General features: G+C 60.0%; 21 protein-coding genes, 2 pseudogenes and 1 riboswitch. Of the genes and pseudogenes, 13 read left to right on the top strand and 10 right to left on the bottom strand.

The annotated features are described in order from the left end of the window. Window positions 1–39 precede the first annotated feature (39 nt). From MUN79_RS00945 to MUN79_RS00955, 3 genes are all read right to left on the bottom strand, one after another. Window positions 40–1,512 (bottom strand): DUF1800 domain-containing protein, encoded by a 1,473-nt coding sequence (locus MUN79_RS00945; RefSeq protein WP_244675958.1) that lies wholly within the window; start codon window positions 1,510–1,512, stop codon window positions 40–42. Between the two features lie 122 nt (window positions 1,513–1,634). Then, window positions 1,635–3,968 (bottom strand): lamin tail domain-containing protein, encoded by a 2,334-nt coding sequence (locus MUN79_RS00950; RefSeq protein ID WP_244678263.1) that lies wholly within the window; start codon window positions 3,966–3,968, stop codon window positions 1,635–1,637. Between the two features lie 5 nt (window positions 3,969–3,973). Beyond that, complete coding sequence (locus MUN79_RS00955; RefSeq protein WP_244675959.1) at window positions 3,974–5,020, bottom strand: hypothetical protein; 1,047 nt, start codon at window positions 5,018–5,020, stop codon at window positions 3,974–3,976. A 207-nt stretch (window positions 5,021–5,227) separates the two neighbouring features. On the opposite strand from MUN79_RS00955, the gene MUN79_RS00960 reads away from it, so the two are divergent. Both MUN79_RS00960 and MUN79_RS00965 read left to right on the top strand, forming a co-directional pair. Beyond that, window positions 5,228–6,226 (top strand): aspartate-semialdehyde dehydrogenase, encoded by a 999-nt coding sequence (locus MUN79_RS00960; RefSeq protein WP_244675960.1) that lies wholly within the window; start codon window positions 5,228–5,230, stop codon window positions 6,224–6,226. Between the two features lie 39 nt (window positions 6,227–6,265). Beyond that, entirely contained in the window at window positions 6,266–8,368 is a 2,103-nt protein-coding gene (locus MUN79_RS00965) for a TonB family protein (protein WP_244675961.1), read from the top strand. A gap of 6 nt (window positions 8,369–8,374) precedes the next feature. Here the strand turns inward: MUN79_RS00965 and MUN79_RS00970 are convergent, their stop codons facing one another. After that, window positions 8,375–9,133 (bottom strand): alpha/beta fold hydrolase, encoded by a 759-nt coding sequence (locus MUN79_RS00970; RefSeq protein WP_244675962.1) that lies wholly within the window; start codon window positions 9,131–9,133, stop codon window positions 8,375–8,377. A gap of 91 nt (window positions 9,134–9,224) precedes the next feature. Between MUN79_RS00970 and MUN79_RS00975 the strand changes: the two genes are divergently transcribed. The 4 genes from MUN79_RS00975 to MUN79_RS00990 are packed head-to-tail and all read left to right on the top strand — an operon-like array spanning window position 9,225 to window position 10,223. Then, window positions 9,225–9,578 carry a hypothetical protein gene (locus MUN79_RS00975; RefSeq protein ID WP_244675963.1) on the top strand — a complete coding sequence of 118 codons (354 nt, stop codon included), beginning with the start codon at window positions 9,225–9,227 and terminating at the stop codon, window positions 9,576–9,578. Further along, window positions 9,563–9,715 (top strand): hypothetical protein, encoded by a 153-nt coding sequence (locus MUN79_RS00980; RefSeq protein WP_244675964.1) that lies wholly within the window; start codon window positions 9,563–9,565, stop codon window positions 9,713–9,715. The genes MUN79_RS00975 and MUN79_RS00980 overlap by 16 nt, the downstream gene beginning before the upstream one ends. 20 nt (window positions 9,716–9,735) lie before the next feature. Continuing rightward, window positions 9,736–10,071, top strand: a complete 336-nt coding sequence (locus tag MUN79_RS00985; RefSeq protein ID WP_244675965.1) for an SRPBCC family protein — start codon at window positions 9,736–9,738, stop codon at window positions 10,069–10,071. Further along, complete coding sequence (locus tag MUN79_RS00990) at window positions 10,017–10,223, top strand: hypothetical protein (RefSeq protein ID WP_244675966.1); 207 nt, start codon at window positions 10,017–10,019, stop codon at window positions 10,221–10,223. The genes MUN79_RS00985 and MUN79_RS00990 overlap by 55 nt, the downstream gene beginning before the upstream one ends. Before the next feature lie 53 nt (window positions 10,224–10,276). Here MUN79_RS00990 and MUN79_RS00995 read toward each other — a convergent pair whose 3' ends face one another. Both MUN79_RS00995 and dxs read right to left on the bottom strand, forming a co-directional pair. Beyond that, complete coding sequence (locus tag MUN79_RS00995; protein ID WP_375378228.1) at window positions 10,277–10,771, bottom strand: YceI family protein; 495 nt, start codon at window positions 10,769–10,771, stop codon at window positions 10,277–10,279. 271 nt (window positions 10,772–11,042) lie between these two features. Then, window positions 11,043–12,979: pseudogene (dxs, locus tag MUN79_RS01000) on the bottom strand (1-deoxy-D-xylulose-5-phosphate synthase). Window positions 12,980–13,646: 667 nt separating this feature from the next. Between dxs and MUN79_RS01005 the strand changes: the two are divergent. Then, a complete protein-coding gene (locus MUN79_RS01005; protein WP_244675967.1) occupies window positions 13,647–14,720 on the top strand; it encodes a lysylphosphatidylglycerol synthase transmembrane domain-containing protein in 1,074 nt (357 codons plus the stop codon). 40 nt (window positions 14,721–14,760) lie between these two features. On the opposite strand, the gene MUN79_RS01010 is transcribed toward MUN79_RS01005, so the two are convergent. The 3 genes from MUN79_RS01010 to MUN79_RS01020 form a co-directional block, all read right to left on the bottom strand. Beyond that, window positions 14,761–16,056 (bottom strand): carboxypeptidase-like regulatory domain-containing protein, encoded by a 1,296-nt coding sequence (locus MUN79_RS01010; RefSeq protein WP_244675968.1) that lies wholly within the window; start codon window positions 16,054–16,056, stop codon window positions 14,761–14,763. Window positions 16,057–16,239: 183 nt separating this feature from the next. Further along, window positions 16,240–17,358 carry an erythromycin esterase family protein gene (locus tag MUN79_RS01015; protein WP_244675969.1) on the bottom strand — a complete coding sequence of 373 codons (1,119 nt, stop codon included), beginning with the start codon at window positions 17,356–17,358 and terminating at the stop codon, window positions 16,240–16,242. A gap of 251 nt (window positions 17,359–17,609) precedes the next feature. Continuing rightward, window positions 17,610–17,954, bottom strand: coding sequence for a hypothetical protein (locus MUN79_RS01020; protein ID WP_244675970.1), 345 nt, complete (start codon window positions 17,952–17,954; stop codon window positions 17,610–17,612). Window positions 17,955–18,178: 224 nt separating this feature from the next. On the opposite strand from MUN79_RS01020, the gene MUN79_RS01025 reads away from it, so the two are divergent. From MUN79_RS01025 to MUN79_RS01040, 4 genes and pseudogenes are all read left to right on the top strand, one after another. Next, a complete protein-coding gene (locus MUN79_RS01025; RefSeq protein ID WP_244675971.1) occupies window positions 18,179–18,487 on the top strand; it encodes a LysM peptidoglycan-binding domain-containing protein in 309 nt (102 codons plus the stop codon). Window positions 18,488–18,662: 175 nt separating this feature from the next. Continuing rightward, window positions 18,663–18,775, top strand: a riboswitch (SAM riboswitch). A 381-nt stretch (window positions 18,776–19,156) separates the two neighbouring features. Beyond that, window positions 19,157–20,540: pseudogene (locus MUN79_RS01030) on the top strand (O-acetylhomoserine aminocarboxypropyltransferase/cysteine synthase family protein). 281 nt (window positions 20,541–20,821) lie between these two features. Beyond that, the gene (locus MUN79_RS01035; protein WP_244675972.1) at window positions 20,822–21,835 is read left to right on the top strand and encodes a homoserine O-acetyltransferase family protein; all 1,014 of its coding nucleotides are present in this window, start codon (window positions 20,822–20,824) and stop codon (window positions 21,833–21,835) included. Continuing rightward, the gene (locus MUN79_RS01040) at window positions 21,813–23,102 is read left to right on the top strand and encodes a homoserine dehydrogenase (protein WP_244675973.1); all 1,290 of its coding nucleotides are present in this window, start codon (window positions 21,813–21,815) and stop codon (window positions 23,100–23,102) included. The genes MUN79_RS01035 and MUN79_RS01040 overlap by 23 nt, the downstream gene beginning before the upstream one ends. Window positions 23,103–23,180: 78 nt before the next feature. Here the strand turns inward: MUN79_RS01040 and MUN79_RS01045 are convergent, their stop codons facing one another. Next, window positions 23,181–24,407 (bottom strand): alpha/beta hydrolase, encoded by a 1,227-nt coding sequence (locus MUN79_RS01045; RefSeq protein WP_244675974.1) that lies wholly within the window; start codon window positions 24,405–24,407, stop codon window positions 23,181–23,183. Between the two features lie 182 nt (window positions 24,408–24,589). Here MUN79_RS01045 and MUN79_RS01050 point away from each other — a divergent pair, with 182 nt between their 5' ends. Beyond that, entirely contained in the window at window positions 24,590–25,492 is a 903-nt protein-coding gene (locus MUN79_RS01050) for a S66 peptidase family protein (protein WP_244675975.1), read from the top strand. A 13-nt stretch (window positions 25,493–25,505) separates the two neighbouring features. Next, window positions 25,506–26,027, top strand: a complete 522-nt coding sequence (locus tag MUN79_RS01055) for a GNAT family N-acetyltransferase (protein ID WP_244675976.1) — start codon at window positions 25,506–25,508, stop codon at window positions 26,025–26,027. Window positions 26,028–26,044: the final 17 nt, after the last annotated feature.

The following is a 26,044-nucleotide window of genomic DNA, read 5'->3' on the forward strand; positions in this document are numbered from 1 at the left end:
AAGGTGCTTCGCTGCGCTCTGCATGACCTTCTGGTTTGTTTACATCAACTGGTATTCCGGCAGGCTGAGCAGGCTGGTGACCATGGTGCGCAGGTGGCCCTCGGCGGGAGCTTTCTGGGCCACTTGCTGCACGAGCTGCAGGTTTTCGGGCCGGATGGGCGCCTGCAGCAGGAATTGGCTGAGCGCGGCAGGTTGCTGGGCTTCGGGGGTTTTAGCCAGCAACAGCCCCAGCGGTGCTAGTTTAGCCTTGGCTTTCACGGGCTGGCGAAAGGTGCGGTCGGCCTTGGTTTGCTGCGGGTCGATGTCGTTTTCGTCTTCCTTGAGGGCAATGCTGATTTCCGCGTTTTTGAGCAGCACCTGCGGCAGCTGCAGCCGAAATAGCAGCGTGGACGAGTCAATCCAACTGCGGCCGCCGGCCCAGCCGGCCACATTTGGCGGCTCAAATAGCGTCTGTCCCAACGCCTTCTGAAAGACAATCAGCGGCTTCTTATCTTCCAGCTCCACGCCCAGGGTGCGCTTGATGCCGGCCAGCAACTCAATGGGGGACTTGATGCGGGTCCCTACGTTGGCCGCATCGTAAAACCAGTCGGCGGTGAAGAGCCGCTCCATCAGGTCCGTAAGGTCGTAGTTGCTCTGGAAAAAGGCCTTGGCCAGGGGCTGAATATGGGCTGGATTTGGATGGGCTGGATTTGGCGTGTCGTTCACGAAAAACCGGTACAGCTTGGTCGTGATAAACTCGGCCGTCTGGGGCTGCTCCAGAATGATGGTGAGAATGTCTTCGCCGCCGAAGTTGCCGGTGCGACCCAGAAAGGTTTTCGGGCCGACATCGTGCTGCTTTTCCCGGAACACAAACTGGCCCTGGGCATCGTAGCTCCAGCCAGTGAAGGCCCGGGCGGCTTCCTTCACGTCCTGCTCGGTGTAGTGCCCGCGCCCGATGGTAAAGAGCTCCATGACTTCGCGGGCAAAGTTCTCGTTGGGCCGCTGCTTGCGGTTTTGCTGGTTGTTTAAGAACTGTAGCATGGCCGGCTCCTTGCTCACGGCCAGCAGCAGGTCGCTGAACTTGCCCAGCGCCAGCCGCCGAATGGTGTTATTGAGCTGCAAAGCGGCATCGGGACGGCGCACCCGGCAGGCAAAGTGGCCGTGCCAGAAGAAGGTCATTTTCTCGCGCAGCTGGGCCGGCGATGACGCCATACGGGCCAGCCAGCCGGTGTTCATCTCGTAGAAGGCGTCCCGAATCTGGCGGTTCTGCTGCCGGCGCTGCTCAGGCGTCAGCTCGTTCTTCTTCAGGGCCGGAGCCTGCGGGTCCTGGCGCAAGTCGGGGGTGGGTGTGGGCGTCATGGCCTGCATTTCGGCGGCCTGAATTCCGGGGCTGGCCAGGGGCTGGTACGGCTGAGCGTCGCGCAGCAACTGCCGCAGCGCCTTGCGCGGACTCAGGTTCGCGGCTACGTCTTCCGGCCGCGGCCCAAAGCCCGCACGCCAGTACAAATGCTGCAGTTGCTGTTGGTTGGTCATGCCCTTTGGACGCTGGTTATAGCTCAAGGTTTAATGCTGCCGGGTGTAACCAGCTTTCAGCCAGTATTTCCCTACAGCTGCTCCCTCGTATTTCCACCTACCTTGGCTAACCGGCGGGCTGCCTAAAAACGCGCGCCGACGACCACCGTTTTCTTGTAGTCTTTTTTCTGGCCGCTGGGCTGCAGCAGCTCAATGTGAAGAATATAGTGGCCGATGGGCACCTTGCGGCCCTGGTCGTTGAGGCCGTCCCACTGGAAAAAGCCCGAAGTAGCCATAGTTTCGTTGCGCACCAGCCGCCGCGCCAGGCGGCCCTGGGCGTCATACACGGTGATGCTGGCCGCGTAGCCCGCCTGGTCAACGGTATAGTTGAGGGTGGTAAAATCCTGCTGCCCGTCGGCGTCAGGCGTGAAAACTTCGGGCTCCAGGGTGAAGAGCTTATCCCCGCCGGGGTCGTCCTGGTACTGGGAATTGCGGCGACCGGGCGAGGCGTAGCCAACGGTGCTGGCGGCTGAGTGGAAATTCTTGGCCGTGCTGGGCCCGTCGGTCCGAATCCGCTCCAACGACACGCCATCCTTGGTATCGAGCAGGGCCAGGTGCTGGGACTCGTCGTAATCGTAGCGGTCCAGCAGGCGCTTTTGCGAGTCGAATACCAACACGGTGCCGGCATCATCGGCAAAGGTGGGCAGCGCGGGCAGCAGCAGAAAGGCATTGGGGTCGTTGGTCGGATACTGGCTTTGTACCACGTCGGGCTTGGTCGTTAGCACCACCAATTGGCCCGGGGCCAGCACGTAAGGGCCAGTACTGATGGGCTCGGCAGCTACACCGCCGGTAGCAATGTTGCCCAACTCCCAGCCCTGCAGGTTCAAGTACTTAGTAGAGCGGTTGATGAGCTCCACAAAGTCGACCCCGCCGGTGCGCGGGTTAAACAGGATTTCGTTGATTACCACGTCGTTTTCGGCGGGAGTCGAAGGCAGGCCAAACGTAGCCGTGGCCGCTGCGCCGGTAGCGTTGCCCACGCAGTCGGTGGCGCGCTGCACCGTTACGGTAATGGGCTGACTGGCGGCCAGGGCCGAGCCCAGCGTAAGGTCGACGGCCCGAAAATCCGGGGAAGCGGGAGCAGCTTTGGTAACGGCCTGGTTGGTGCTCAGGGAGTATAGCGCGGGGTTGGCCGCCGCCACGCTGTCCAGCTTTTCGCCGAAATACAGCCGCACTATCGTGGGCGAAACCGCCACGGCCCGCAGTAGCCCGGGCGGGGTCCGGTCGGCGTTGGTGGCCCGCACCGCATTGACCCGGCCGGGCGTGCCGCCGCTGGCATCGGTGCTGGCCGTCCAGTTGTCGATACCAGCGCAGAAGTTGCCGGTGTCTACCATTTCCAGGGCCCAGCCGCCGTCTTTCTTGGCCGCGTCCTTGTACCAGGTGCTCGAATACGAGACTTCAAACAAAGTACGTCCGTCGCGGGCCCGCAGCACGAGCTGGTCCCCGTCGTTAGACAAGCTCGGGAAGTTGCTCAGCCCAATTACGGTGCCGTAGCGGGCAAATAGAGCCGCACGGGTACTGCTGCACACCACCGCGTACTGGCCCGGCTGCAGGCGGGTGGTGTCCGGAAACACCGTTGCCGAACTGCTGCCCGGCTTGAGCAGCCGCAGTCCGCCCAGGTCCAGAATCCGGGTTGTGGGATTGTGGATTTCCAGATACTCGGCAGCCGGTAGGCCCACGGTGGGCGTTTCATCAGCCAGGATTTCGGTGATAATAACCTGCCCTACCGTCGGCATCACCGGTAAGCCAAACGTGACGGAAGCCGCCGCGCCGGTGGCATTACCCACGCAGTCGACGGAGCGCTGCACGGTGGCCGTGTACAGCTGGGCCGCAGCCAGCGGGGTAGCCAGCGTCAGTTCCACAGCCCGGAAGTCAAACGGCACGGGCGTTACCCGGGTAATAGTGAGGCCGGGCGACACGCTGTACAAGGCAGGGTTGACGGCCTGTACACTGTCCAGCTTTTCATCAAACTCCAGCCGCACCAGCGTAGGGCTCAGCACGGTGGCCCGGCGCAGCAGCGGGGCTGTCCGGTCGGCGTTATTGGCCCGCACGGAGTTGGCCCGGCCGGGGGTGCCGCCGCTGACATCGGTGCTGGCCGTCCAGTTGGTAGCACCGCCGCAGGGGTTGGCCGTATCAATCATTTCCAGGGCCCAGCCTCCCTCCTTCTTCACCGCGTCGCGGTACCAGGAATCGGCGTAGCGCACCTGGAAAATGGTGCGTCCGTCGCGGGCCCGTAGCAGCAGCTCGTCGCCAGCATTGGTTAAGGAAGGAAAATTGCTCAGGCCAAACACTTTGCCGAAGGGGGTAAACTGGGCCGTGCGGGTACTGCCGCACACCACGGCATATTCCCCGGGCAGCAGTTGAGCCCCGGTCGGGAAGACAGCCGGCGTGGCCGTGCTGCTGGTACGCAGCAGCCGCACCCCACTCAAATCCAGGGTCTGGGTAGCCGAGGGTTATGAATTTCCACAAACTCCGACGCGGGCAAACCGACTACCGGCGTTTCATCAGCCAAAATTTCGGTGATGAGCAGCTGGTAATAGCCTGGGGCTGCAGCCGGCGGGGTGTAGCTCACCGTGGCCGTCAGGGGGCCAGCCGCCACGTTGCCATATAAGTCGGCCACATTGCGTACGGTCAGGGTGCTGGTACCGGCAGGCAGGTCGCTGGCAAAAGTGAGGTGAACCAGGGCCGGGTCGGTGGCGTCGCGCTGGGCGCTGGCAACGGCCGGGGCTCCGGTGCCCGCCAGCGAATAGCTGGCCGGGGCTTGCGGAGCGGCTACTGGCTCATTAAACGTCACATCCACCTGCCGGGCGTTGACGAGCGTGGCGCTCTGCAGCGTAGGGGCCGTAGCATCAGTGATGCGGAAGTCGTCGAAAAAAAAGCTGCGGCTATTGGTGGCCGAATACGTCAGCGCAACGCCGAAATAGTTGCTGCGCTGGTGCGTGGCGTCGGTTACGGTGCCTTCGGTAGTGAAATTCTGGTTGCCGCTCAGGTCCCGCTCCAGGGTCCAGACGTTCTGCAAGGAGCGGGTCACGCGCACCCGCACCGTGTTGCTGGTACTCGAACTCAGGGTACCATCGGCTCCATCAATGATAAGGGCGGCGGTAGTAGCCGCATTCTTACGGTAGAGGGAAGTTTCATCGGCCGTGTTGCCCAGGCGCACAAAGTAGCCCTTGTTGGCCGTGGCCCGCAGGTCGCTCAAGTCCGACATCAGCCAGACCTCGGCCTGATTAGCCGATGAGGTACCCAGGTTCAGCTTGGCATAAAACTCCCAGGTGGTGCCCGTGGCCGCCTGACTGGCCGTTACCAGCTGCGGACTGGCTGCCACGGCCGGGCCGTTGCTTTGCAGCTGCTGGCTGGCATTAACCACAAAATCGGTGGTGTTGCCCGTCCAGGTCGGGTTTTGGGTGAAGTCGCCGTCGGCAAACGACTCGGTGAGCTGAGCCCAGGCAGCGGGGCGGCCGAGGCTTAGCAAAAGCAGCAGCAAACCCAAGAATCGTCTTCCTCTTTGTAGATTTCCTATAGCACTATTTGGGGTAGAAGTTTTCTGCATAGTAGGTTTGTAAAATAGCTGGTACCCGTAGCGTAATGATTTGCGCACGAACTGCCTAAGTAACTTGCTTTTCCCGACATTTACCACGCGCGCAGCCCAGCTGGCTGACGCTTTTTTTCTCTAATTGCCATGAAAGTAGCCGTAGTAGGTGCCACCGGCCTGGTCGGGGGCGAAATGTTGAAAGTACTGGCCGAGCGGAATTTCCCGGTCACCGAGTTGTTGCCCGTGGCCTCGGAGAAATCCGTGGGCTTGCCCATTGAGTTTCAGGGCAAAACCTACCACGTCATCAGTATGGACGACGCCATTGCGGCCCGCCCCGATGTGGCCATCTTCTCGGCCGGCGGCAGCACCTCTAAGGAGCAGGCCCCGCGCTTTGCCGAAGTAGGCACCGTGGTCATCGACAACTCCTCGGCCTGGCGCATGGACCCCACCAAAAAGCTGGTCGTGCCCGAAATCAACGCCAAAGAGCTGACCGCGGAAGACAAGATTATTGCCAACCCCAACTGCTCCACCATTCAGATGGTGCTGTCCTTGCATAAGCTCCACGAGGCGTTCAAAATCAAGCGCATCGTGGTGAGTACCTACCAGAGCGTGACGGGCACGGGCAAGAAAGCCGTGGACCAGCTCATGGAAGAGCGCGCCGGCCAGAATGCTTCTAACCCCGCCTACCCCCACCGCATCGACCTGAACGTGCTGCCTCACATCGACGTGTTCGAGGACAACGGCTACACCAAGGAGGAGATGAAGATGGTAAAGGAAACCAAGAAAATCCTCGGCGACGACTCCATTCAGGTAACGGCCACCGCCGTGCGCATCCCCGTCATGGGCGGGCACTCGGAGTCGGTAAACGTGGAGTTCGAGCGGGAATTCGAGCTGGAGGAAGTTTATAGCCTGCTGCGCGCCACCGAAGGCGTGGAAGTAGTAGACGACGTGGCCCAGAACAGCTACCCCATGCCCAAGGATGCCCACGGCAAGGACAGCGTGCTGGTAGGCCGCCTGCGCCGCGACGAAAGCCAGCCCCGCACCCTGAACATGTGGGTAGTAGCCGACAACCTGCGCAAGGGCGCCGCTACCAACGCCGTGCAGATTGCCGAGCACATGATAAAGCTGGGTTTGCTCAAAGCCTAAACCACCTGGTTAGTGAAGAATAGTTTTCGTGGAATTAGTTTGTTGGGCCTGCTGGCACTTTGCCTGGCGGGCCCAACTGCTGTTCGGGCCCAGAGTAAGCCCAAAGCGGACAGCACCGTGTATACCTATGTAGAGAAGATGCCCCAGTTCGGCAAAGAGCCGGCGGATCTGCTTACATACATCGGGAAGAACATTAAATACCCGGCCGCCGCCATTATGGATCGGGCCCAGGGAACGGTCTTCGTCGGCTTCACGGTCGGCCTAACCGGGCAGGTAGAAGACGTGCATATAGTGAAAACGGCGCATCCGTCGCTGGATGCCGCCGCGCTGCAAATGGTGAGGTCCATGCCAGCATGGGAGCCGGGTATTCAGGGTGGCAAGCCGGCCCGGGTGGCCTACACGGTTCCGGTTACGTTTCGCTTTGGCCAGGGTACCAAAGACACCCAGCTGCCGCCCCCAACCAATGCGGAATTTGCCGGCTCGGCGGAAGAATTGCATACCCTCCTTAATGCGCCGCCTTACCCGGAAGCAGCTCGCAAAGCGGGAGCCTCGGGTAAAGCCGTAGTGGTGTTTGAAGTCAGCAAAACCGGCCAGATTCTGAACCCGCACGCTCTTACGCCACTCTCGGAAACGGAGCAAAGCTTTATGCACCAGAAAAGCCAGGTACCGCCGCTACACCCCGCCCTGCTGGCAGCGGCGGAGGCGCAGATTGGCTGTATGCGGGCCTGGAAACCCGCCACAACCTCCGGCAGCTCTGTGGCCTCATTCGTTATGCTGCCCGTTACTTACCGCCTAGCAGCTACCCCGGCCCCCGACACCGTATATGCCGTGACCGACCAGCTTCCCGAATTTCCGGGCGGCATCGAGGCCATGACGGGCCAGTTGGCCCGGTCCATCCAGTATCCAAAGGAAGCGCGCCAAGAGCAGGCCGAGGGCGAGGTGCTGCTGTACTTCGTGGTCAACAAGCTGGGCAAGGTTGAGCAGGCCGAAGTACTCCGCTCGGTTCACCCCGCCATCGACGCGGAAGCACTGCGCGTTATTAAAACTCTGCCGGCCTTCGCGCCAGCCATGCACCACGGCCACCCGGCCAAGGTTGCTTTTCTGCTACCTCTACCGTTTGTGCTGCCTTCCGCATCGGTCATTAATCAACCTACGCGTTTCGCGCCGGCCCTGAGCAAGAAGTTCGTGTATCCCACAGAGGCCTTGCGGCTGGGTATTCAGGGCAAAGTATTCCTGGATTTCTCCTTCGACAGCACGGGCTACGTCCACAACGTCAGAGTAACCAACGGGCTGCATCCGCTGCTCGATGCCGAAGCCGTAGCGGCTTTGGAGCACATGGCGCCGGTAAGTCGGGCACGGGCGCTGCAGCTCAATGGTCAGTCCTTTTCTGTTCCTATTTCCTTTAAACTGCCGGCTAATGCTGATCGGCTGCTGGTCGAGCGCTATGCCAACGAAGGACTGCAGCCAGCGGCGGCCTTCAAACCAGCGGAATACCCCGGTGGCCCGGCCGCCCTGCAGGCTTTTCTGGCCGCCGCTTCCTACCCGGCAATGGCCCGCGCCCAGCAGGTCAGCGGACGAATATTCATGACGCTCACCATTGATGAAGCCGGCTGGGTGAAGAAGATTGAGCCGTTTCACTCCTCGCTTGCGGCTGCTACCACTACGGCAGCCAAGGCCCGTACTGACGCGCTGAATATGCTTTATGAAGCTGCCAGGCAGTATCTTATGGAAATGCCACAGTGGAAACCGGCCCTTTGGAATGGAAAGGCCTTCGCCTCTACCATCACGGTACCCCTGACTTACTCTATGTTGCCGCCCAGCACCCCGGAGCCGGTGGTATATACCTACGCCGATGAAATGCCCGTGCCAGCGGCTCCGAGTGTGGCAGCGGCTTCCTCCCACCGACTTATGTACCCAGAGGCAGCGCTAAGAGCCCGGGCAGAAGGGATAGTGTGGGTTTATTTCGTGGTAGATGAGCAGGGCCAGGTAGTGCAGCCCGCTATTATCAGTTCGCCCCACCCCAGCCTCGAGGCCGAAGCGCTGAAGCTTATCGGGGGCCTGCGCAAGTACACGCCGGGGCGGCACGGCGGCAAGCCGGTGAAAGTAGCGGTGGTAACCCCGGTACCGTTTACCATTAGGTAGCGGCGGCTACTTCCCAAACACAGCCCCGGCGAAATCCAGTACGGCGCGGCGGGTTTCCCGGGGCTTTTCGTAGTAGGCCAGGTGGCCTACGTCGGCCAGAAACAGGGCGTAGCTCACCGGGGCCAGGGGCGCCAGGGCCACCGACTGCTCCAGGGGCACGGCCACGTCTTCTTTGCCGGCAATGAGCAGCACCGGAAACTTGGCCTCGCGCAGCACCTTGGTTCGGTCGGGGCGGGCGGCCATGGCCCGCATGCCGCCCACGATGGTTTCGGCGGGCGTGGCCTTGCCGATTTCCTCCAGGAACTCCCGCTGGGTGCTCATGGCTTCGCGGTGTACCGGGGCAAACAAAGGCCGGATAAAGGACTCCATGAACTTCTCCACCCCGTGCCGCTCCACAAAGGCCACGTTCTTTTCGCGGTTGGCCTTTTTTTCCTCCGAGTCGGCGTAGGCCGAGGAGTTGAGCAAACACAGACCGGCCACCCGCTCGGGCCACCGCTCGGCGAAGGCCAGGGCCGCGTAGCCACCCATGCTGTGGCCCACCAGCAGGGCCTTTTCTACGCCGGCCGCGTGCAGCTTATCGGCTACGTAGCGGGCCTGGGCTTCCATCGAGTAGTCGCGCACGTCGTGGATGTTGGTGCCGTGCCCGAGCAGGTTGAGGCTGATGACACGGTACTCGGCGGGAAAGTCGCGGATGAAGTCGGTCCAGATTTCGCGGCTTTCGGCAAAGCCGTGCAGGAATACGAGAGTTGGTTGGGTAGAAGGCATAAGGTAAAATGCGGCAGTCCGGGGCCGGCCGGCGGTTGAATGGCCACAATTACGCACTTTTACCTCGTCCGTTGCTATTCCAGACCCTGTCATGCCCCTCTTCCAACGCCACAATACTCACTACGTCGTTGCCGTACTGGCGGGGTTATTTTTCGCCCTGCTGGGCCGCTTCACCTTTGCCAGTGAACTGCTTGACCGGGGCGGCGGACTGCTTATGCTGGGTTTTCTGGTGTTGGTACCGGTGGGGCTGGGAGTCATTACCGAGCATTTCTCTCCGGTTCAGGCAAATGATTCGTGGAGCTTCATTTTTCGGTCGTGGAGTGCGGTAATGCTGTTTATGGTTGCCGCGTTTATCTTTCACCTCGAAGGCGCTATCTGCCTGATTATCATTGCACCCCTATTTGTTGCTCTTTCCGCAGTGGGGGTGCATTGTACCGGATCCTGACAAGAGGACGCAAGCACGATGATAACCGCAACACCTTCGTAATGGCCGGCTTTGCCCTGCTGCCCTTCGTGGCCGCGCCCCTGGAAAGCCAGCTTGCCACCCCGACGACTTCCGCCGGGTCGAAAACACGATTATAATTAACGCCCCAGCGGAGGCGGTGTGGCACAACATCATCAGGGTGCCCGCTATTTCGGCCCAGGATCTGGGCCCGAGTCTGGTCGATAAAATCGGCTTCCCGCGGCCGGTAGAGGCAACACTCTCCTTCGAGGGCGTGGGCGGGGTGCGGCACGCTACCTTCGAGCGGGGCGTCGAGTTTATTGAAACCGTGGACGTGTGGGAGCCGCTGCGGCGTATTTCCTTTAGCATTGTGCCCAACACGGCTACCATTCCGCCCACCACCTTCGATGAGCACGTCACCGTCGGGGCCGATTCTTTGACGTGCTGCGCGGCACCTACGAGCTGGAGCCAGCTGGCCCCGGCCGTACCCGCCTGATCCTCCACAGCCAGCAGCGCCTCAGCACCCGCCTCAACCCCTACGCCGGCCTGTGGACCGACTACGTGATGAGCGAAATCCAGGAGCGCATTCTGCGGGTGGTGGCCAAACGCAGCGAAGCCGAAGCAGCCAGGCTACTTCGGCTTCGGTAATGGCAGCGCAGCGCTAAACCAGCGGGGCAGATCCGCCGGCTCAGGCTCCGTACTTAGGCGGCTACTTCAGCCTTCTCCTTTACGAACTGCACGTTGGCGAACAGCTTCACGTCGTCGCCGAGCACGATAGAGCCGGCTTCGGTTACGGCGTGGAAGGTCAGGCCAAACTCCTTGCGGTTGATTTTGCCGCTCACTTCAAAGCCGGCCTTCTCGTTGCCGTAGAAGTCGGTGGCGGTGCCGCCATACTCCACGTCCAGGGTCACGGGCTTGGTTACGTCCTTCACGGTCAGGTTGCCGGCCAGCTTGTAGGTATCGTCGCCGGTCTTGGTCAGGCCCGTCGATACGAAGGTGATGTTGGGGTAGGTCGGCACGTCGAAGAAGTCGTTGTTGCGCAGGTGTTCGTCGCGCTGCTCCTGGTTGGTGTCGATGCTGTGCACGTCCAGCGTGAAGGTTACCTGGGCATTCTCGAAGCTGTCGTCTTCGGTAATGGCTTCGCCCGAAAACTTCTTGAACGAACCCGTTACGGTCGAAATAACAAGGTGCTTGATTTTGAACTGAACCTCGGAGTGCGTGGGTCAATTGCCCATTTGGTAGTGGCCATGATGCGGTGAAATTAGGGTTGTTATTTCGTGGTTGATGCTGGCTCAGCGGCGGCACCCAAAGCTGCCGCGGCTGATTGATGATGCAAATATACAAATAGTGTACATACATCAATGTACCTACATCAATTATTTTTGTTTAGTTCACTTCCTTGCACTCTGGAAAAGCAAAAAGCCCCGCCGGACGAATCCAGCGGGGCTTTTTCATGATTGGTAGTGCTTAAACAACTTTTTCCACCGCGGCTTTGGCGGCGACTTTTCCGGCCATTTCGCGCACGGCGGCGGCAATACCGGCGGCGTCGAAGCCGCACTCCTTGTAGAGTTCATCCTGGGTGCCGTGCTCTACGATACGGTCCGGAATGCCGAGGCGCTTCACGGGTACCGAGTAGCCGTGGTCGGCCATGAACTCCAGAATAGCCGAGCCGAAGCCGCCGGGCAAGCAACCGTCTTCCACCGTCACAATGGCTTTGTACTTGCTCAGAGCGGCGGCCAGCAGTTCCTCGTCGAGGGGCTTGGCAAAGCGCATATCATAGTGACCCACGCTCAGGCCCTCGGCGGCCAGCTGCTGGGTAGCCTTGGCGGCGTAGTTGCCGATGTGGCCGATGCTCAGAATGGCGACACCTTCACCTTCGCGCACCACGCGGCCGGTGCCCACGGCAATTTTTTTCAGCGGCGTGCGCCACTCGGGCATCACTCCTTCCCCGCGGGGGTAACGGATGCTGAACGGACCCATGTCGGGCAGCTGGGCCGTGTACATCAGGTTGCGCAACTCTTCCTCATTCATCGGCGCCGACACCACCATGTTGGGAATGTTGCGCATGTAGGAAATATCGTAGCAGCCGTGGTGGGTGGGGCCGTCGGCGCCGGCAAACCCGGCCCGGTCGAGACAGAACACCACATTCAGGTTTTGCAGAGCCACGTCGTGCAGCACCTGGTCGTAGGCGCGCTGCATAAACGAGGAGTAGATGTTGCAGAACGGTACCAAGCCCTGCGTAGCCAGGCCCGCGGAGAAGGTTACGGCGTGCTGCTCGGCAATGCCCACGTCGAAGGCGCGGTCGGGCATGGCCTTCATCATGATGTTTAGGGAGCAGCCCGAGGGCATGGCAGGCGTCACGCCCATCACCTTGTCGTTCTGCTGGGCCAGCTCCACCATCGTGTGCCCAAACACGTCCTGGTACTTAGGCGGCTGAGGCTTCTCGTAGGTTTTGGTGTGGATTTCGCCGGTAATCTTGTCGAACAGGCCCGGGGCGTGCCACAGGGTCTGGTCTTTCTCGGCCAGGGCGTACCCTTTGCCTTTCACCGTTACGCAGTGCAGGATTTTGGGACCAGGAATGGTTTTCAGGTCCTGCAGAATGGTAGCCAGATGCTGCACGTCGTGCCCATCCACGGGACCGAAGTAGCGGAAATTCAGGGCCTCAAACAGGTTGCTTTGCTTGAGCAGGGTGGCCTTCATGGCCTGCTCCACCTTGCGGGCAATCTGCTGGGGTTGGGACCAAACTTGCTGAGCTTGCCCAGCACGTTCCACAGCTCATCGCGCACCTTGTTGTATGTACGGGAGGTAGTAATATCGGTGAGGTACTCCTTGAGCGCGCCCACGTTGGGGTCGATGCTCATGCAGTTGTCGTTGAGGATAACCAGCAGGTTAGAGTTGGCCACGCCGGCGTGGTTGAGGGCTTCAAACGCCATACCGGCCGTCATGGCCCCGTCGCCGATTACGGCAATGTGCTGCCGGTCCTTCTCGCCCTTGTAGTCGGAAGCCACGGCCATGCCTAAGGCAGCCCCGATGCTGGTGCTGCTGTGGCCCACCCCGAAGGCGTCGTACTCACTTTCCTTGCGCTTGGGGAAACCCGACATGCCGCCATAGCGACGGTTGGTGGGGAAACGGTCCCGGCGCCCGGTCAGGATTTTGTGGCCGTACGCCTGGTGGCCCACATCCCACACGAGTTGGTCGTAGGGCGTATTGAAGACGTAGTGCAGGGCTACCGTCAACTCGACCACGCCCAGGGAGGCGCCGAAATGGCCTCCGTAGATGGAAACCGAGTCGATAATGAACTGTCGAAGCTCCTGGCTGACTTGAACCAGTTGATCTTCACTGAGCTTTTTGAGGTCGTCAGGCGAGTTTATGGCCGCCAGCAATTCACCGGGTTCGACAATCATCTTCGAGAGAGGGCAAGGAGAGGTTTTTCAGAAAGGCAACAGACTCAGGAGCCTAAAGGTTAAGCACTTTGTACTATTTGCCTTTGGAACATGCAAAGGTACGACTTTTCACAGCTACCGGTTGTAGGCAACAGCAGGTCGGGAGGACGACGGGCAAGCCCGTCAACGGGGAAGTTGTTCAGACCAACCAGGCGCTGCTGGCAGGATTAAGGAAGCCGGGCCTGCGGGCCTAGCCATAGCCAATCCGAACCCAGGCCAGTAGTGCCCGGGTATCGGATTGGTAGTGGGGTCACCTCAGGGAATGACCACCTTGGCCGCTCTGGCTGCCAGGGAAAAGAGCCGAAGCCCATTTTTCCTCAGCGCACCGCGCCGATAACATTGGCCCTCATCAGAGCCTTACTGAATAGAAGCGTAACAATAGGGAATAGCATAACGGATAGCATACATAAGGATAGCGCTAACATAACCGACTCAACTTCTTCCCGAGAAAGGCTTTCGTCGTATTTGTTGATTAAAGATGCGGAACTGACTTGGGCTCCAAAAAAACAATACACCAACCCATAGATTGGCTGTACCAATCCGAGCTTGGCAAGTGTTAACCCACGGCGGCGTGGCGACGGGGCCCGAAGAATGCCTATTTTTGTGTTGCCTACCTTTTCTAATGCCTATGCCGCTCACCCAGCAGAACAACCAGGAGCAGCAACTGCTCGACAAGCTTAAGCCCTCGCGCATTGTCTTGCCGGTGCTTATTGGCCTGGGCGTGGTGGGCTTCATGTTCTGGCGTAGCTACCGCCCCGGCGACCTGGCCCCGCTGGCCGATGCCAAGCTGCACTGGCTGCTGGTGATGCTGGCCGTGCTGGTAGCCCGCGACCTGGGCTACATCTACCGGATCCGGCACATTTCGGAGCGGGTGCTCAGTTGGCGCCAAAGCCTCGACGTCATTATGATCTGGGAGTTTGCCTCCTGCGTGCTGCCCTCGGCCGTGGGCGGTACGGCTGTAGCCTCGTTTATTCTGAACAAGGAAGGAATTTCCCTGGGCAAGTCCCTGGCCTACGTGATGGTAACGGCCCTGCTGGATAACCTGTACTACGTGGTGACAGTACCCCTGGTGGTATGGCTGGCCGGTGATGCGCTTTACCCGCACGAGGCCCTGCAAGGTGGTTTGGTAGCAACCCTGAAAGCGGCTTTCATCGTGAGCTACGTCATGGTTTCGCTCTACGCGCTGCTAATGCTCTATGCCATTTTTGTGAATCCGGAATCGGTGAAGCGGCTGCTGGTGCGGCTCTTTTCCTTTCGGGGGCTGCGGCGCTGGCGGGCCAAGGCCTACCAGCACGGCAACGAAATGGTGTGGGCTTCGGCCCAGCTGCGCGGCAACGGAGCTGCCTACTGGTTGCAGGCCATCGGCTCCACGTTCTTCGTCTGGACGGCCCGCTACCTGGTCATCGGCTGCATCATTGCGGCCTTTGTTGATGTGAGCTGGGACGAGTTTCTGCTGATTTTCGGCCGCAACCTGACCTACAAAGTTATCCTGCTGATTGCCATTACGCCCGGTGGCGCGGGCATTGCCGAAGGAGCTTTCCCGACCTTCTTCGGCAAGTTTATCGGCACGCCCACCATGACCAATTTCGTGGTATTGCTCTACCGCTTGGTTACATATTACTTGTATCTGGTGCTGGGAGCTTTCTTTCTACCTCGCTGGGTGGCCCGGGTTTTCGGCACCCGTCAGTCGCCGGCCCAGTAAGCTAGGCTATCAGCCTCTGCTTTACCCAAGAAAGCCCTTTTCATACGTTGAAAAGGGCTTTCTTATGAGTACTACGGTTTACTGACTTCCAGTTGCGGCGCCGGTTCCAAGGGCTGCGGGCGTTGGTAGCTTTGCCAGAACAGCGGCCGGTAAGGAGTTTTCGACGCCTGCCAAATTTCCCCCAATGAAGCGTTGGGTCATCTTTGGCCGCCAGCAGTTCGGCAGCGGAGGCCTGGGGCAGCGGACTGAAATATTCCTCGCAGGATTTCTGCGCATAAAACGGATTTCCACCCAACACATGACCGACACTAACCACTTGCGCCACGCTGGTTGCCACGTGATAACGCCCATTAGCGCCCTGCTGATACGTGACCACGTGGGCCTTGCGGTGGTCAGAGAAAACCTTAGTATAGAGGCGCGCAATGCTGCTTTTGGTACCGTGGTATTTTCGGGCAATAGCGTTGTTCTTCACAGTGTCTTCCTGCCACAAGGCCTCGTAGCGCACCACGGCGTAGTCGCGCTGGCGCACATACACTTTCCCAGCATAGCCGCTAACCTGGTACATGCCCGTGGCCCGATTCGTGGCCCGTTTCACGGCAAAGCGAATCACATAGAACGCTTCGCCACCTCGCTGCTCTATACTATCTAACCGCAGCTCGTACTTGCCCAGCGTACCCGACTTGAACAGGGGCGAAATCCGCACGGGGTCGGAGCCGGCGGTGAAAAACCCGTGCCCAGGCTCCAGGTAAACGGAGTAGTCGGTTGGTTCCTGCCCGGGTACTACCGTGTGCTTCTCCCGCACCATATGGGTTTGTTTGGGCCCCATCATCAGGAAGCCGCCGCCCCATTCTTTGAAACCAGCCGGGTCGAGCACATCACTGACGTATTCTACCTCATTGCGCAACGTGTCGAAGTTGGTAATGCGGCGGCGGGTGTATACCTGCGCGGTATAATCCTGGCGCTCGTAGTTGGTAGCCGCCGCCCCGATGACCTTTTTCATAATCCGCCGCGGGTCCTGGGACTGGGCACTCACCCGTACATCGGCCAGGGCAAAGGCGGCAGGCACGAGGTGGACCGCCAGCGGAGCCGCCGACCGGGCAGCCAGCGTAACCGGTTCGTAACCAATGCTGCTGACCTGCACGGTTTCGCCCTGCCGGCTCGGCAGCCGGAACCGCCCCTGGGCATCGGAGACAGTTCCGGCACTGCGGCTGGGCACCGCTACCGTGGCAAAAGGAACAGGAGCCCCGGTTTTACGGTCGAGCACCGTGCCGGTCAGCATAACAGCCAGGCCCAGTGGACCAGCGGGCCGATGGGCCGGATTCAGGCCGGGACGCACCGGGTTCGGGCGGAGCCTGGGAGGCCAGGTGTAGCTTCCCGTGTTGCCGGTCCAGCCACGGCGGCATGCGGCGGGTTCACCGATTTGAGGAACAGAAACCCATCGACTACCTCACTCCACCGTCCGGTCAGGGCTTGTATTCGAAAGCGTAGGTAGTGAGTGTCTGCCCTGGGGCATCGTGCTTCAGGCTGACAAAGCTGTACTCGTTGCCTTTTGCCAGGAGCTGAGCTTCCAGCGTACCAGAGGCCGGAGGGGCACCGCCACCGGTTTGCCCCAGGAGCCAAAGCCGTGGCTACCACCGCCCGCCAGGGTACCCAGCACGTAGACGGCCTCGGGCCCCAGCTTGGCTTTCACGGCCTGTCCCATAGAGCGAAAACCCTTTACCTCAGGCCCCAAAACCTGCACCTTATTGGCCAAATGGCCCAACGCACCCCAGCAAATTACTTTTTCCCGCGGGTGCTGCCGCAGGTACCACAGCAGGTTATCGGCCATCTGGGCGTCGCGGGGGTTGCTGGTGGTAGCCGTCCATTCCGTAGAATCCCGCACGCCGGAGTCGTTAGTGGCATAATCGTGGGCTAGGGCCTGCAAGCTACGCAGGTTCTGCAACCAAAATGTAGCCCGCTCCCGCCGGGAGGCATTGGGTCCGGCCGCTACTTTTTCCAGCAGCTTGCGCGCCTTGCTTACCTGCAAATCGAAAATAAGAATCTGGTGGCTGGGCGGAAAAAGGAAGTTTTCTCCCATCGTGCTCAGGCACTCCTCCAGGTAATCATAGGCCAGTTCGTTGCCTCCTTTCTCGGGTTTGAGCAGTGCTTCCAACTCCTCTATCTGGCTTTCCTGGTAGGCCCCGCTGAGCTGATAATCGAAGCCGGCCACGCGCAGCCGACCTTTGCCCAGCAGCGGTAGCACCGCCTGAAATTCCTGGGTGCCCGTCCAGACGCCGAATACGCTAGACTCAATAGCTTCCCGTACCGCTGCGCCGCCCGTAATCTGGCGCTGGGCCATATCCAGCTCATAAAAGCCGCTTTCGAAAGCTACGGTGGTAAAGCCCAGGCGCTGCTGCAAAAAGCGTATCAGCCGGATTTTAGCCTCGGTTACGTTGCCTTCCCCGTGGGTTGGCTCCCCCAGCATGACGACTTGGGCCGGACCAATTTCCCGTACTAAGAATTCCAGGTCGGCAAAGCTGGTATCAGCTGGGTTAATACTACGAATAGGGTGCGCCAACAAGGAGGGTTGGGCCTGAGCAACAGAAACCACCGCCGCATACAGCAGACCAACGGCTAACCAGCGAAGGATAGAAAACATGACTATAGACAAGCGACGCAAAGAGTATATAGCGCTAATCTAATAGGTTTTAGTAAGCTCCTGCCCTCACTAAGCAGGATCAGGTAGGTAGAGCCGCAGACTCACAATACTATTTGACGCACGAAAAAGGCCGCTTCCTGGAGCAGGAAGCGGCCTTTTGACAATTGGCGGAACGAAAAACTATTCCTTTTCGAGGCGCAGCTCAGCACCTTCGGGGCTTTTCATGGTGAGCTTGTCGTCGGTCAGGGTTACTACGTCGAAGCTGTTGCTGGTAGCGGCACCGTCGGGGTCAGCGTGATTTTCTTGCCGGGCTGGTCGAAGGTATACTTACCGTTTACGGCTCCGGCCGGCGAAGTCATATTGTACTGGCCGTTGGCGAAAAACGTGATACGCTCGTCCTCCTGGGTGTCGGTCTGCTTTACCTTGTCGCCGCCGGCGCTGAGCTCTTTATCGGTTTTCCAGACTTTGCTCTCGGTACCGTAGAGCATATTGACGCCTTCAACTTTGCCTTCCTTGCTACCACAGGCAGACAGGAACAGAACAGTCAGCATCATCAGGCTGGCGAGCAGGCGAAAGGAAGTGGGGAGAGTTTTCATGGTGGAAAAGGGTTTGGAGAAGGGATTAAAACGACAGCGCCGGCTCGCCAAATAGCGGCTAGCGTTGCGGTTCTTACGGGGCAAAATCCAAAGAGTTAGGGCCGGCAGCGTTGGGCTTGGCGGGCCACAACCAATTTACCCTGAGGGCGTACTAAGCCCTGATACCGTGGCCGTCAGGCACATGCGGTAGCGTCTACTCCCCTCACCTTAACCGACACATAACCATGGGACTGTTCGATTTCCTCAGCAATAAAGGCGAAGAAAAACCGGTTCAGCCAGCGGCCAAGCCCGCCGCCGGAGCCACCGATTTTTTCGGAAATAATAACGCCGCTGCGGCCCCCGCAGCGCAACCTACCGCCGCAAAAGGCGACTCTTATACTGTGGTAAGCGGCGATTCGCTCTCGAAGATTGCCAAGCACCACTACGGTGACGCCTCCAAGTGGCACCAGATTTACGAAGCAAATAAAGCCATTATTGGCGCTAACCCCGACCATATCGAAGTGGGTCAGCAGCTAACGTTACCTACCCTTTAGGTCCTTTTTTGCAGAAAAAGGTTGGAAACGCCGTCCGAGCTTCGGGCGGCGTTTTTTTCGTCCATTTTCTGGAAAAAATAAAAAACTTTCCCCGGAATTTGGTCTTTTCAATTCCAGGTGTACATTTGCAGTCACCAACCCGGTACTCTCCCAGAACGATGGGACAGTTTGAAAGAATTTATACAGAAGCGGCGAGAGAACAGGCTCCCTGACCCGCTGGCAACCTTCATCTGATGAAAGGTGCCAATTCCTGCCCGCATGGCGTAAGGCCTGCGGGAGCTATAAGTCGAGTACCATGGAAAACAACCCTGCTTCCGCTTTCTTTACCCCGTCCGCGTCAGCCGCCTCCGTGCCGGCTGCTTCGCCGATGGGTTTGCGCATTTCTGCCCCTGGGTTTTCGGCCCGGCTGGCCGAACGAATGCGAATGTGCTGTTGGACCACGTGTTGTTGCTGTTGCTAGCCCCTGAGCGCCTAGCTTCTCCCCTCCCCTCCTTTTTTAGGCTTCCCCACCGCTTGCGGCCCTTGCGGGCCCGCTTCGTCGCAGGGTTTGGCCTGGCTCCGTTGCAGCCTTTTGCGGGCTCCGGATGTATTCCTGGTTGCCGTCGCCATGACCTCAACCAGCTGACAATCTGAAACTTCATTCCAAAGACTTTCTAACTCAGCCTTATCATGTCCACGCAAGCCCTGCAATTCGAGACCCTGCAACTCCACGCCGGCCAGCAGCCCGACCCGTAACCGGAGCCCGCGCCGTGCCGCTCTACCAAACGACTTCGTACGTGTTCAAAAACGCTGAGCACGGGGCCAACCTGTTTGCCCTGAAGGAGTTTGGCAACATCTACACCCGGCTGATGAACCCCACCACCGACGTGTTTGAGCAGCGCGTAGCAGCTTTGGAAGGCGGCGTGGCAGCTTTGGCTACGGGCTCGGGCAGGCTGCCCAGTTTATTGCCCTAAACAACATTCTGCAGGCCGGCGACAATTTCGTGAGCAGCTCCCACCTGTATGGTGGTACTTATAACCAGTTTAAAGTGGCCTTCAAGCGCCTGGGCATCGAAGTGCGCTTTGCCGACGGCGACAACCCAGCCTCGTTTGAAGACCTGATTGACGAGAAGACTAAGGCTATCTACCTCGAAACCATCGGTAACCCCAGCTTCAGTGTACCGGACTTTGAGCGAATTGCTGCCATTGCCGAAAAGCACGATTTGCCGCTGGTAGTGGACAATACGTTTGGGGCGGGTGGCTACCTGTTTCGCCCCCTGGAGCACGGCGCCCACATCGTGGTTGAGTCGGCCACGAAGTGGATTGGCGGGCACGGCACCAGCATCGGCGGCGTGATTGTGGACGGTGGCAAGTATGACTTCGGCAACGGCAAGTTTCCGCAGTTTACGGAGCCATCCGAAGGATACCACGGCCTCATTTTCAATGACGTATTCGGCAAGAACGGACCGTTTGGCAACATCGCCTTTATCATCCGGGCCCGGGTAGAAGGCCTGCGCGACTTTGGCCCGGCCATCAGCCCCTTCAACTCCTGGCAGCTGCTCATCGGCCTCGAAACCCTGAGTTTGAGGGTAGACCGCACCGTGGAAAACGCCCTGCGCATTGCCACCTGGCTCGAGCAGCACCCACAGGTAGAGAGTGTAAATTATCCGGGGTTGAAAAGCAGCCCTTACCATGCTTTGGCCCAGAAATACCTCAAGCGCGGCTACGGCGGCGTGCTGACCTTCAGCATCAAAGGCAGCAAGGAAACAGCCACGCAGTTTATCGACAACCTGAAGCTGGTAAGCCACCTGGCTAACGTGGGCGACGCCAAGACGCTGATTATTCAGCCCTCGGCCACCACCCACCAGCAGCTTTCGGAAGAAGAGCAGCGCGCCGCCGGCGTGACGCCGACTTCCCTGCGCCTGTCGGTAGGCATTGAACATTTCGAAGATATCCGCGCGGATCTGGCTCAGGCCTTCGACGCCGTGCGCAACGCTGCTCCCACGACCTCCGACGAGGAGGAAGATGCGGTGGTGCAGCCTGAAGTAGAACACGCTGCCCCGCTGGAGGTCTAAAGTAGAGAGGAGACGGGGTGGGAATTGAGAGTGACCACCCGTTTCAGCTACGGCAGCGCCGTGAATGGCAGGATGAGGAGTTGTGAGAGAGGAATCATCCTGACCATTCCGCAATAGCCCGGGTTGAGCCGGCCTCGGTCCAGATTACCTTCATTGGGTGGGACTGATGCAAGAGGACCAACCGGCTCAGCCCGCGCGCTATTGTATTGCTATTCAAGCTTACCGCTTCCGGCGGCAGGCTTCCCAACCCGACCTATTGCATCATGAATCAGCCTCGGCTTTTGAACCTTCCGGCGGGACTCGTGCTCGAAAGTGGCGCGACGCTGGCTCCGGTGCAGATAGCCTACCACACTTTCGGCACCCTGAATGAGGCCCGCGACAACGTAGTATGGGTGTGCCACGCCCTGACGGCCAACGCTGACGTGCTCAGCTGGTGGAATGGCCTGTTTGGCCCAGGCTGCTACTTCGACCCAGCCGACTGGTTAATCGTGTGCGCCAACATCCTGGGCTCGTGCTACGGCAGTACCGGTCCGCTCACGCCCGTAGGAGACGCTGCTGAGCCCTTGTACCAGCAGTTTCCGCTGATAACTATCCGGGACCTGGCGGCGGCGCACGAGGCGCTGCGGCTGGAGCTGGACCTGACGAGAATCCACACCCTGATTGGGGGTTCTTTGGGTGGGCAGCAGGCCTTGGAATGGGCCATTCAGCAGCCCGAGGTATTTACCAATCTGGTCGTGCTGGCAACTAATGCCCAGCATTCTCCCTGGGGAATTGCTTTCAACGAAGCCCAGCGCCTGGCCATTTTTGCCGATGCTACTTACCACGTAGGCACCCCGACCGGCGGGCAGCTCGGCCTGAAAGCGGCCCGGGCCACGGCTCTGCTCAGCTACCGCAGCTACGACGCCTACGGCCGCACTCAGGCTGAAACCGACCCCGACCGTTTCGACGACTTCCGGGCCAGCTCCTACCAGCAGCACCAAGGGGATAAGCTCGTGGCCCGCTTCAACGCCTACAGCTACGTGGCCTTGTCGCGCACGATGGATACCCACAATCTGGGCCGGGGCCGGGGCAGTATTGCCCATGCCCTCAGCCAGATTAAAGCCCGCACGCTGGTGCTCAGCATCAGTTCCGATGTGCTGTTTCCGCCTGCTGAGCAGCAGCTACTAGCTCGCCACATTCCGGGCGCGACGTATGCCGAAATGGACTCCCAGTTCGGCCACGATGGTTTCCTGATTGAAACCGCTCAGATAACTCAGTTTTTAGAGCAATTCTATGTCCCCAGCCTTGTCCATTAACCCAGCCGTATCGGCTATTGCCGCTTCCCTGGTAACGGCTAACGCTCCGCTCCGCATCGGACTTATCGGCTTTGGCTGCGTGGGGCAGGGCCTCTATGATATTCTGCAGCGCCAGCCCGGCTTCGGTGCTGAGGTTCGACGCATTGCCGTGAAGAACCCAACCAAGTCCCGCACGCTGCCCACCAACGCCTTCAGCTTCCAGGCCGAGGAGCTGCTACACGACCCCGAGCTGGATGTGCTGGTCGAAGTCATTGACGATGCGGCGGAAGCTTTCCGGCTGGTGAGCACCGCCCTGCGGCAGGGCCGGCAGGTAGTCACGGCCAATAAGGCTATGGTAGCGCAGCACTTGCCCGAGCTGGTGGCCTTGCAGCACGAGTTTGGCGGTACCCTGCTGTACGAAGCCGCCGTGTGCGGCAGCATCCCGGTTATCCGCACCCTCGATTCCTACTTTGGCCAAGAGCCCCTGCGCAGCGTGAGCGGTATTTTCAACGGCTCGTCGAACTACGTGCTGACGCGCATGGGCCAGGACGGCTCGGAATACGCCGTAGCGCTGGCCGAAGCTCAGGGCAAAGGCTTTGCTGAAACCGACCCCACACTGGACATGGCCGCCTTCGACCCTCGCTCGAAAGCCGTAATTCTGGCGGCGCATGCGTATGGCGTATTCCTGCAGCCCGAGCAGGTTCTGAATCTGGGCATCGAAAACGTCAGCGCCACCGATATTGCCTACGCCGCCGTGGCGGGACAGAAGATCAAAGTAGTGGCCGGCCTGTACCTGCTGCCCGACAACCAACTCAGCGTGCTGGTTACCCCGCAGTTTGTGGACCGCACCTCCCCGCTATACACTGTGGATGACGAGTTTAACGGCGTGGTTATCGAGGCCGAGTTTGCCGGTACGCAGTTTCTGCAGGGCCGGGGCGCGGGCGGCCATCCTACCGGCTCGGCCGTGCTGGCCGATATTGCGGCCCTGCGCCAGCAACAGCGTTACACCTACCCCAAGCTGACTGCCGCGCCACTGGCCTACACTACCGACCTGGAAATTGAAATCTACCTGCGCACCGACGACGAACTGATTCTGGACCAACTCGGCTTTACCGACATCACCGAGGAAGCCGACGAGGACGGCTATATCGTGGGTTATGTCCCCTTCGATGCCCTGTTGCAGCACCGGGACCGGCTGCGCAAGGCCGGGGCCTTTGTAGCCCGTACCGGCAACGTGCGGCCCGCCACACACCCGGTCGAGGACCTGGCATTGGCCGTCAGTGAGTAGCCTGCTGATTTTAGTGAGTAACGAAAAAGCCTTGCTCTGTCGTGGAGCAAGGCTTTTTCGTTGAAAACATGGTCATATTTACTCAAATACCACTCGCTGCGGAGTCAGTCCCGCGCCCCGCAAAAAGTAGAGGCCGGGCGAGAGGCTTCCGCGGCGAACCAGCTGCTCAGGCTGCTCCCAGCGGAAACGACGCACCACCTGGCCAGTAGCATCGAGCAGCTCCAGTGTGCGGGCCTGGAATGCCACGCCGGTAGCGGCCGTGAGGCGTACCTCGGCTACGGCCGGCTGCGGATACAGCTGCATAGCAGCTAAAGTGGCAGAGGAACGGCTGGCCGTTACGGTGCCGGGCTGGCGCAGAATGGGCCGCAGAAAGTCGCGTACGAAGCGGAAGGTGGTGTCCATATAGGCCAAGTTCCGGGCGCTGGTGCCGCTGTAGGGCACGTGGCCGGCCCCTTTAAACGTGTACAGCGGATTGGGTACGCCCACCGCATCGGCGCGGGGTTTGAGGGCGCCGCTACCGTACACCAGCTGGGGCGGCAACCCGCTGCCTATGGTTCCTTTGCCGTAAGGCACGGTGCCGTCGCCGGTGCCGTGCATGCTCACGAAGGGCACGTTGCCGGGCTCAATCCACTGGGGGCGGCCCAGGGCGCCGCACAGGTTTACCACGCCACGCACTGCGCTGGAGTAGCCGGCGTTACCGCTGTTGCCTTCGAGGCCGCCGAGCTGGTCTATCTCCAGGTAGGCTGGCACTTCACTGGCTTTATCTAGGTAGGCCAGCTGCAGAGCCATAAAAGCCCCGGCGGAGCTGCCCGCGGCGAAAATATAGCCGGGATGAATCCGGTAGGTTTTGCTGGTGGCCGCATCCTGACGGAAAAAGCGCACCGCCGCCCGCATGTCCTGCATGGCGCGAATGGAGGCCCGGGCAATGTTTAGGGTATCGAAGGGCACAAACAGGGTGCGGTAGTCGATGCTGGCCGTAACGTAGCCCAGGCGGGCGTAGCGCTGGCAGAGCTCGGTTACGTCCTGGTCATTTTTGGTGCCCCCAATAAAGCCACCGCCGTGGGCAAACACCAGCAGCGGCCGGCGGCGCACGGTGTCACCGGCCGGCTCGTAGATGTTCATCGTCAGCGTCTGGCGGTTGCCCAGGTAGTTGAGGGCCGAGCCAAATACGACGTTGGTATAGGTATTCAGCGTGGGGAAGATGGGCTGATGGTACCGGCCGCGGGTAGTGTCAATCTGGGCTTGAGCCCGGGCCTGCGACAATCCAGCTATAGCCAGGAAGAGAAAGAGGAGAAGTTTTTTCATACGGATAAACAAGTAGATACGAGCTACTAGGACGAGGCCCGAGAAGGCAAAGTTGTTCTTTACAGCTGATTTATACGCTTTTCTCGGGCGGATTGCAGGAATCATTCTCAACCCAGGGCCCGGCGCTTGGGCCGGCGCGCCGCGTTGAGTAGGTTTGCCCTGTTCTCTTAGCCTCTTCGCGTATGCCCATTACTCCTCCCTCCCTGCGGCCCCACGACCGGGTAGCCATTGTCAGCACGGCCCGCAAAGTGTCGGCCGAGGAAATGGCTGCCGCCGTGGACATTCTGCGCGGCTGGCAGCTGGAGGTAGTGCTGGGCGAGTCGACGACGGCAGTACACCACCAGTTTGCTGGGGATGATGAGCTACGGCGCCGCGACTTGCAGCAGCAGCTTGACGCACCCGATATCCGGGCTATTTTCTGTGCCCGCGGCGGCTACGGCACCACCCGTATCATCGACCAGCTCGACTTTACTGGCTTCGTGCAGCACCCCAAGTGGATTGCCGGCTTCAGCGACATTACCGCCCTGCACTGCCACTTGCTCAAGATGGGCTACGAAAGTATCCACGGCGTGATGCCCTTTATTTTCAATCAAGCCGGCGGAGAAGAATCTTTGGAAAGCCTGCATCGAGCCTTGTTTGGTGAAGCGTTGACGTATGCTGTGGCCCCACACCCACTCAACCGCCCGGGTACGGACTCCGGGGAGCTGATTGGCGGCAACCTGACGCTGCTGCAAAACCTGACCGGCACCGCCTCCGACTGCCCTACCGCCGGGCGCATTCTGTTCGTGGAAGACGTGGCCGAGTACCTGATGAACATTGACCGGATGATGGTGCATCTGGACCGGACCGGTAAGCTCCAGAACCTGGCAGGGCTGGTAGTAGGCCATTTCACCGACTCCCAGGACAACGCTGTTCCCTTCGGGCAGACCGCCTACGAAATCATTGCTACCTACGCCAACAAATATGGTTTTCCGGTGGCCTATGGCTTTCCCGTAGGGCATGAGCCCCAGAACATGGCGCTGATCTGCGGCCGCCCGGCCCGGTTAACCGTGAGCAGCCAGGGCACCGAACTCAGCTACTGCTAACCGCTATTTACCGATGAGCCTCATTATTCGAGAACTTACCGCTGCCGAAGCCCAGGCTCAGATTCCAGCGCTGACGGCCTTGTTTCAGGATGCCTTGGATTCGGGTGCGGCCCTGGGGTTCCTGGCTCCTACGGCCCCCGGTGAGCTGGAGGCCTATTGGCAGGAAGTAGCGGAGGCCGTGGCTGAGGGCAACCGGATTCTGCTCGTGGCCGACGACAACGGCCAGCTGCTGGGCACTACCCAGCTGGATCTGGCTACCAAAAGCAACGGCCTGCACCGGGCGGAAGTTTGCAAGGTGATGGTGCACACCCAAGCCCGGCGCCAGGGCATAGCGCGCCGGCTGCTGGAAGCCGTGGAGGAAAAAGCCCGGCAGCGCCAGCGCACCACCCTGCTTCTGGACACCCGCCAGCACGACCCGTCCGAGCAGCTCTACCAACGCCTTGGCTACGTGGCCGGCGGCGTCATTCCCGACTTTGCCCGCAGCTCTTCGGGCGAGCTGCACGCCACGGTTATCTACTACAAGCTACTGCGCTAGTGCACCCCGGCCACAGT

It is taken from the genome of Hymenobacter cellulosilyticus (assembly GCF_022919215.1).
GTDB classification, from domain to species: domain Bacteria; phylum Bacteroidota; class Bacteroidia; order Cytophagales; family Hymenobacteraceae; genus Hymenobacter; species Hymenobacter cellulosilyticus.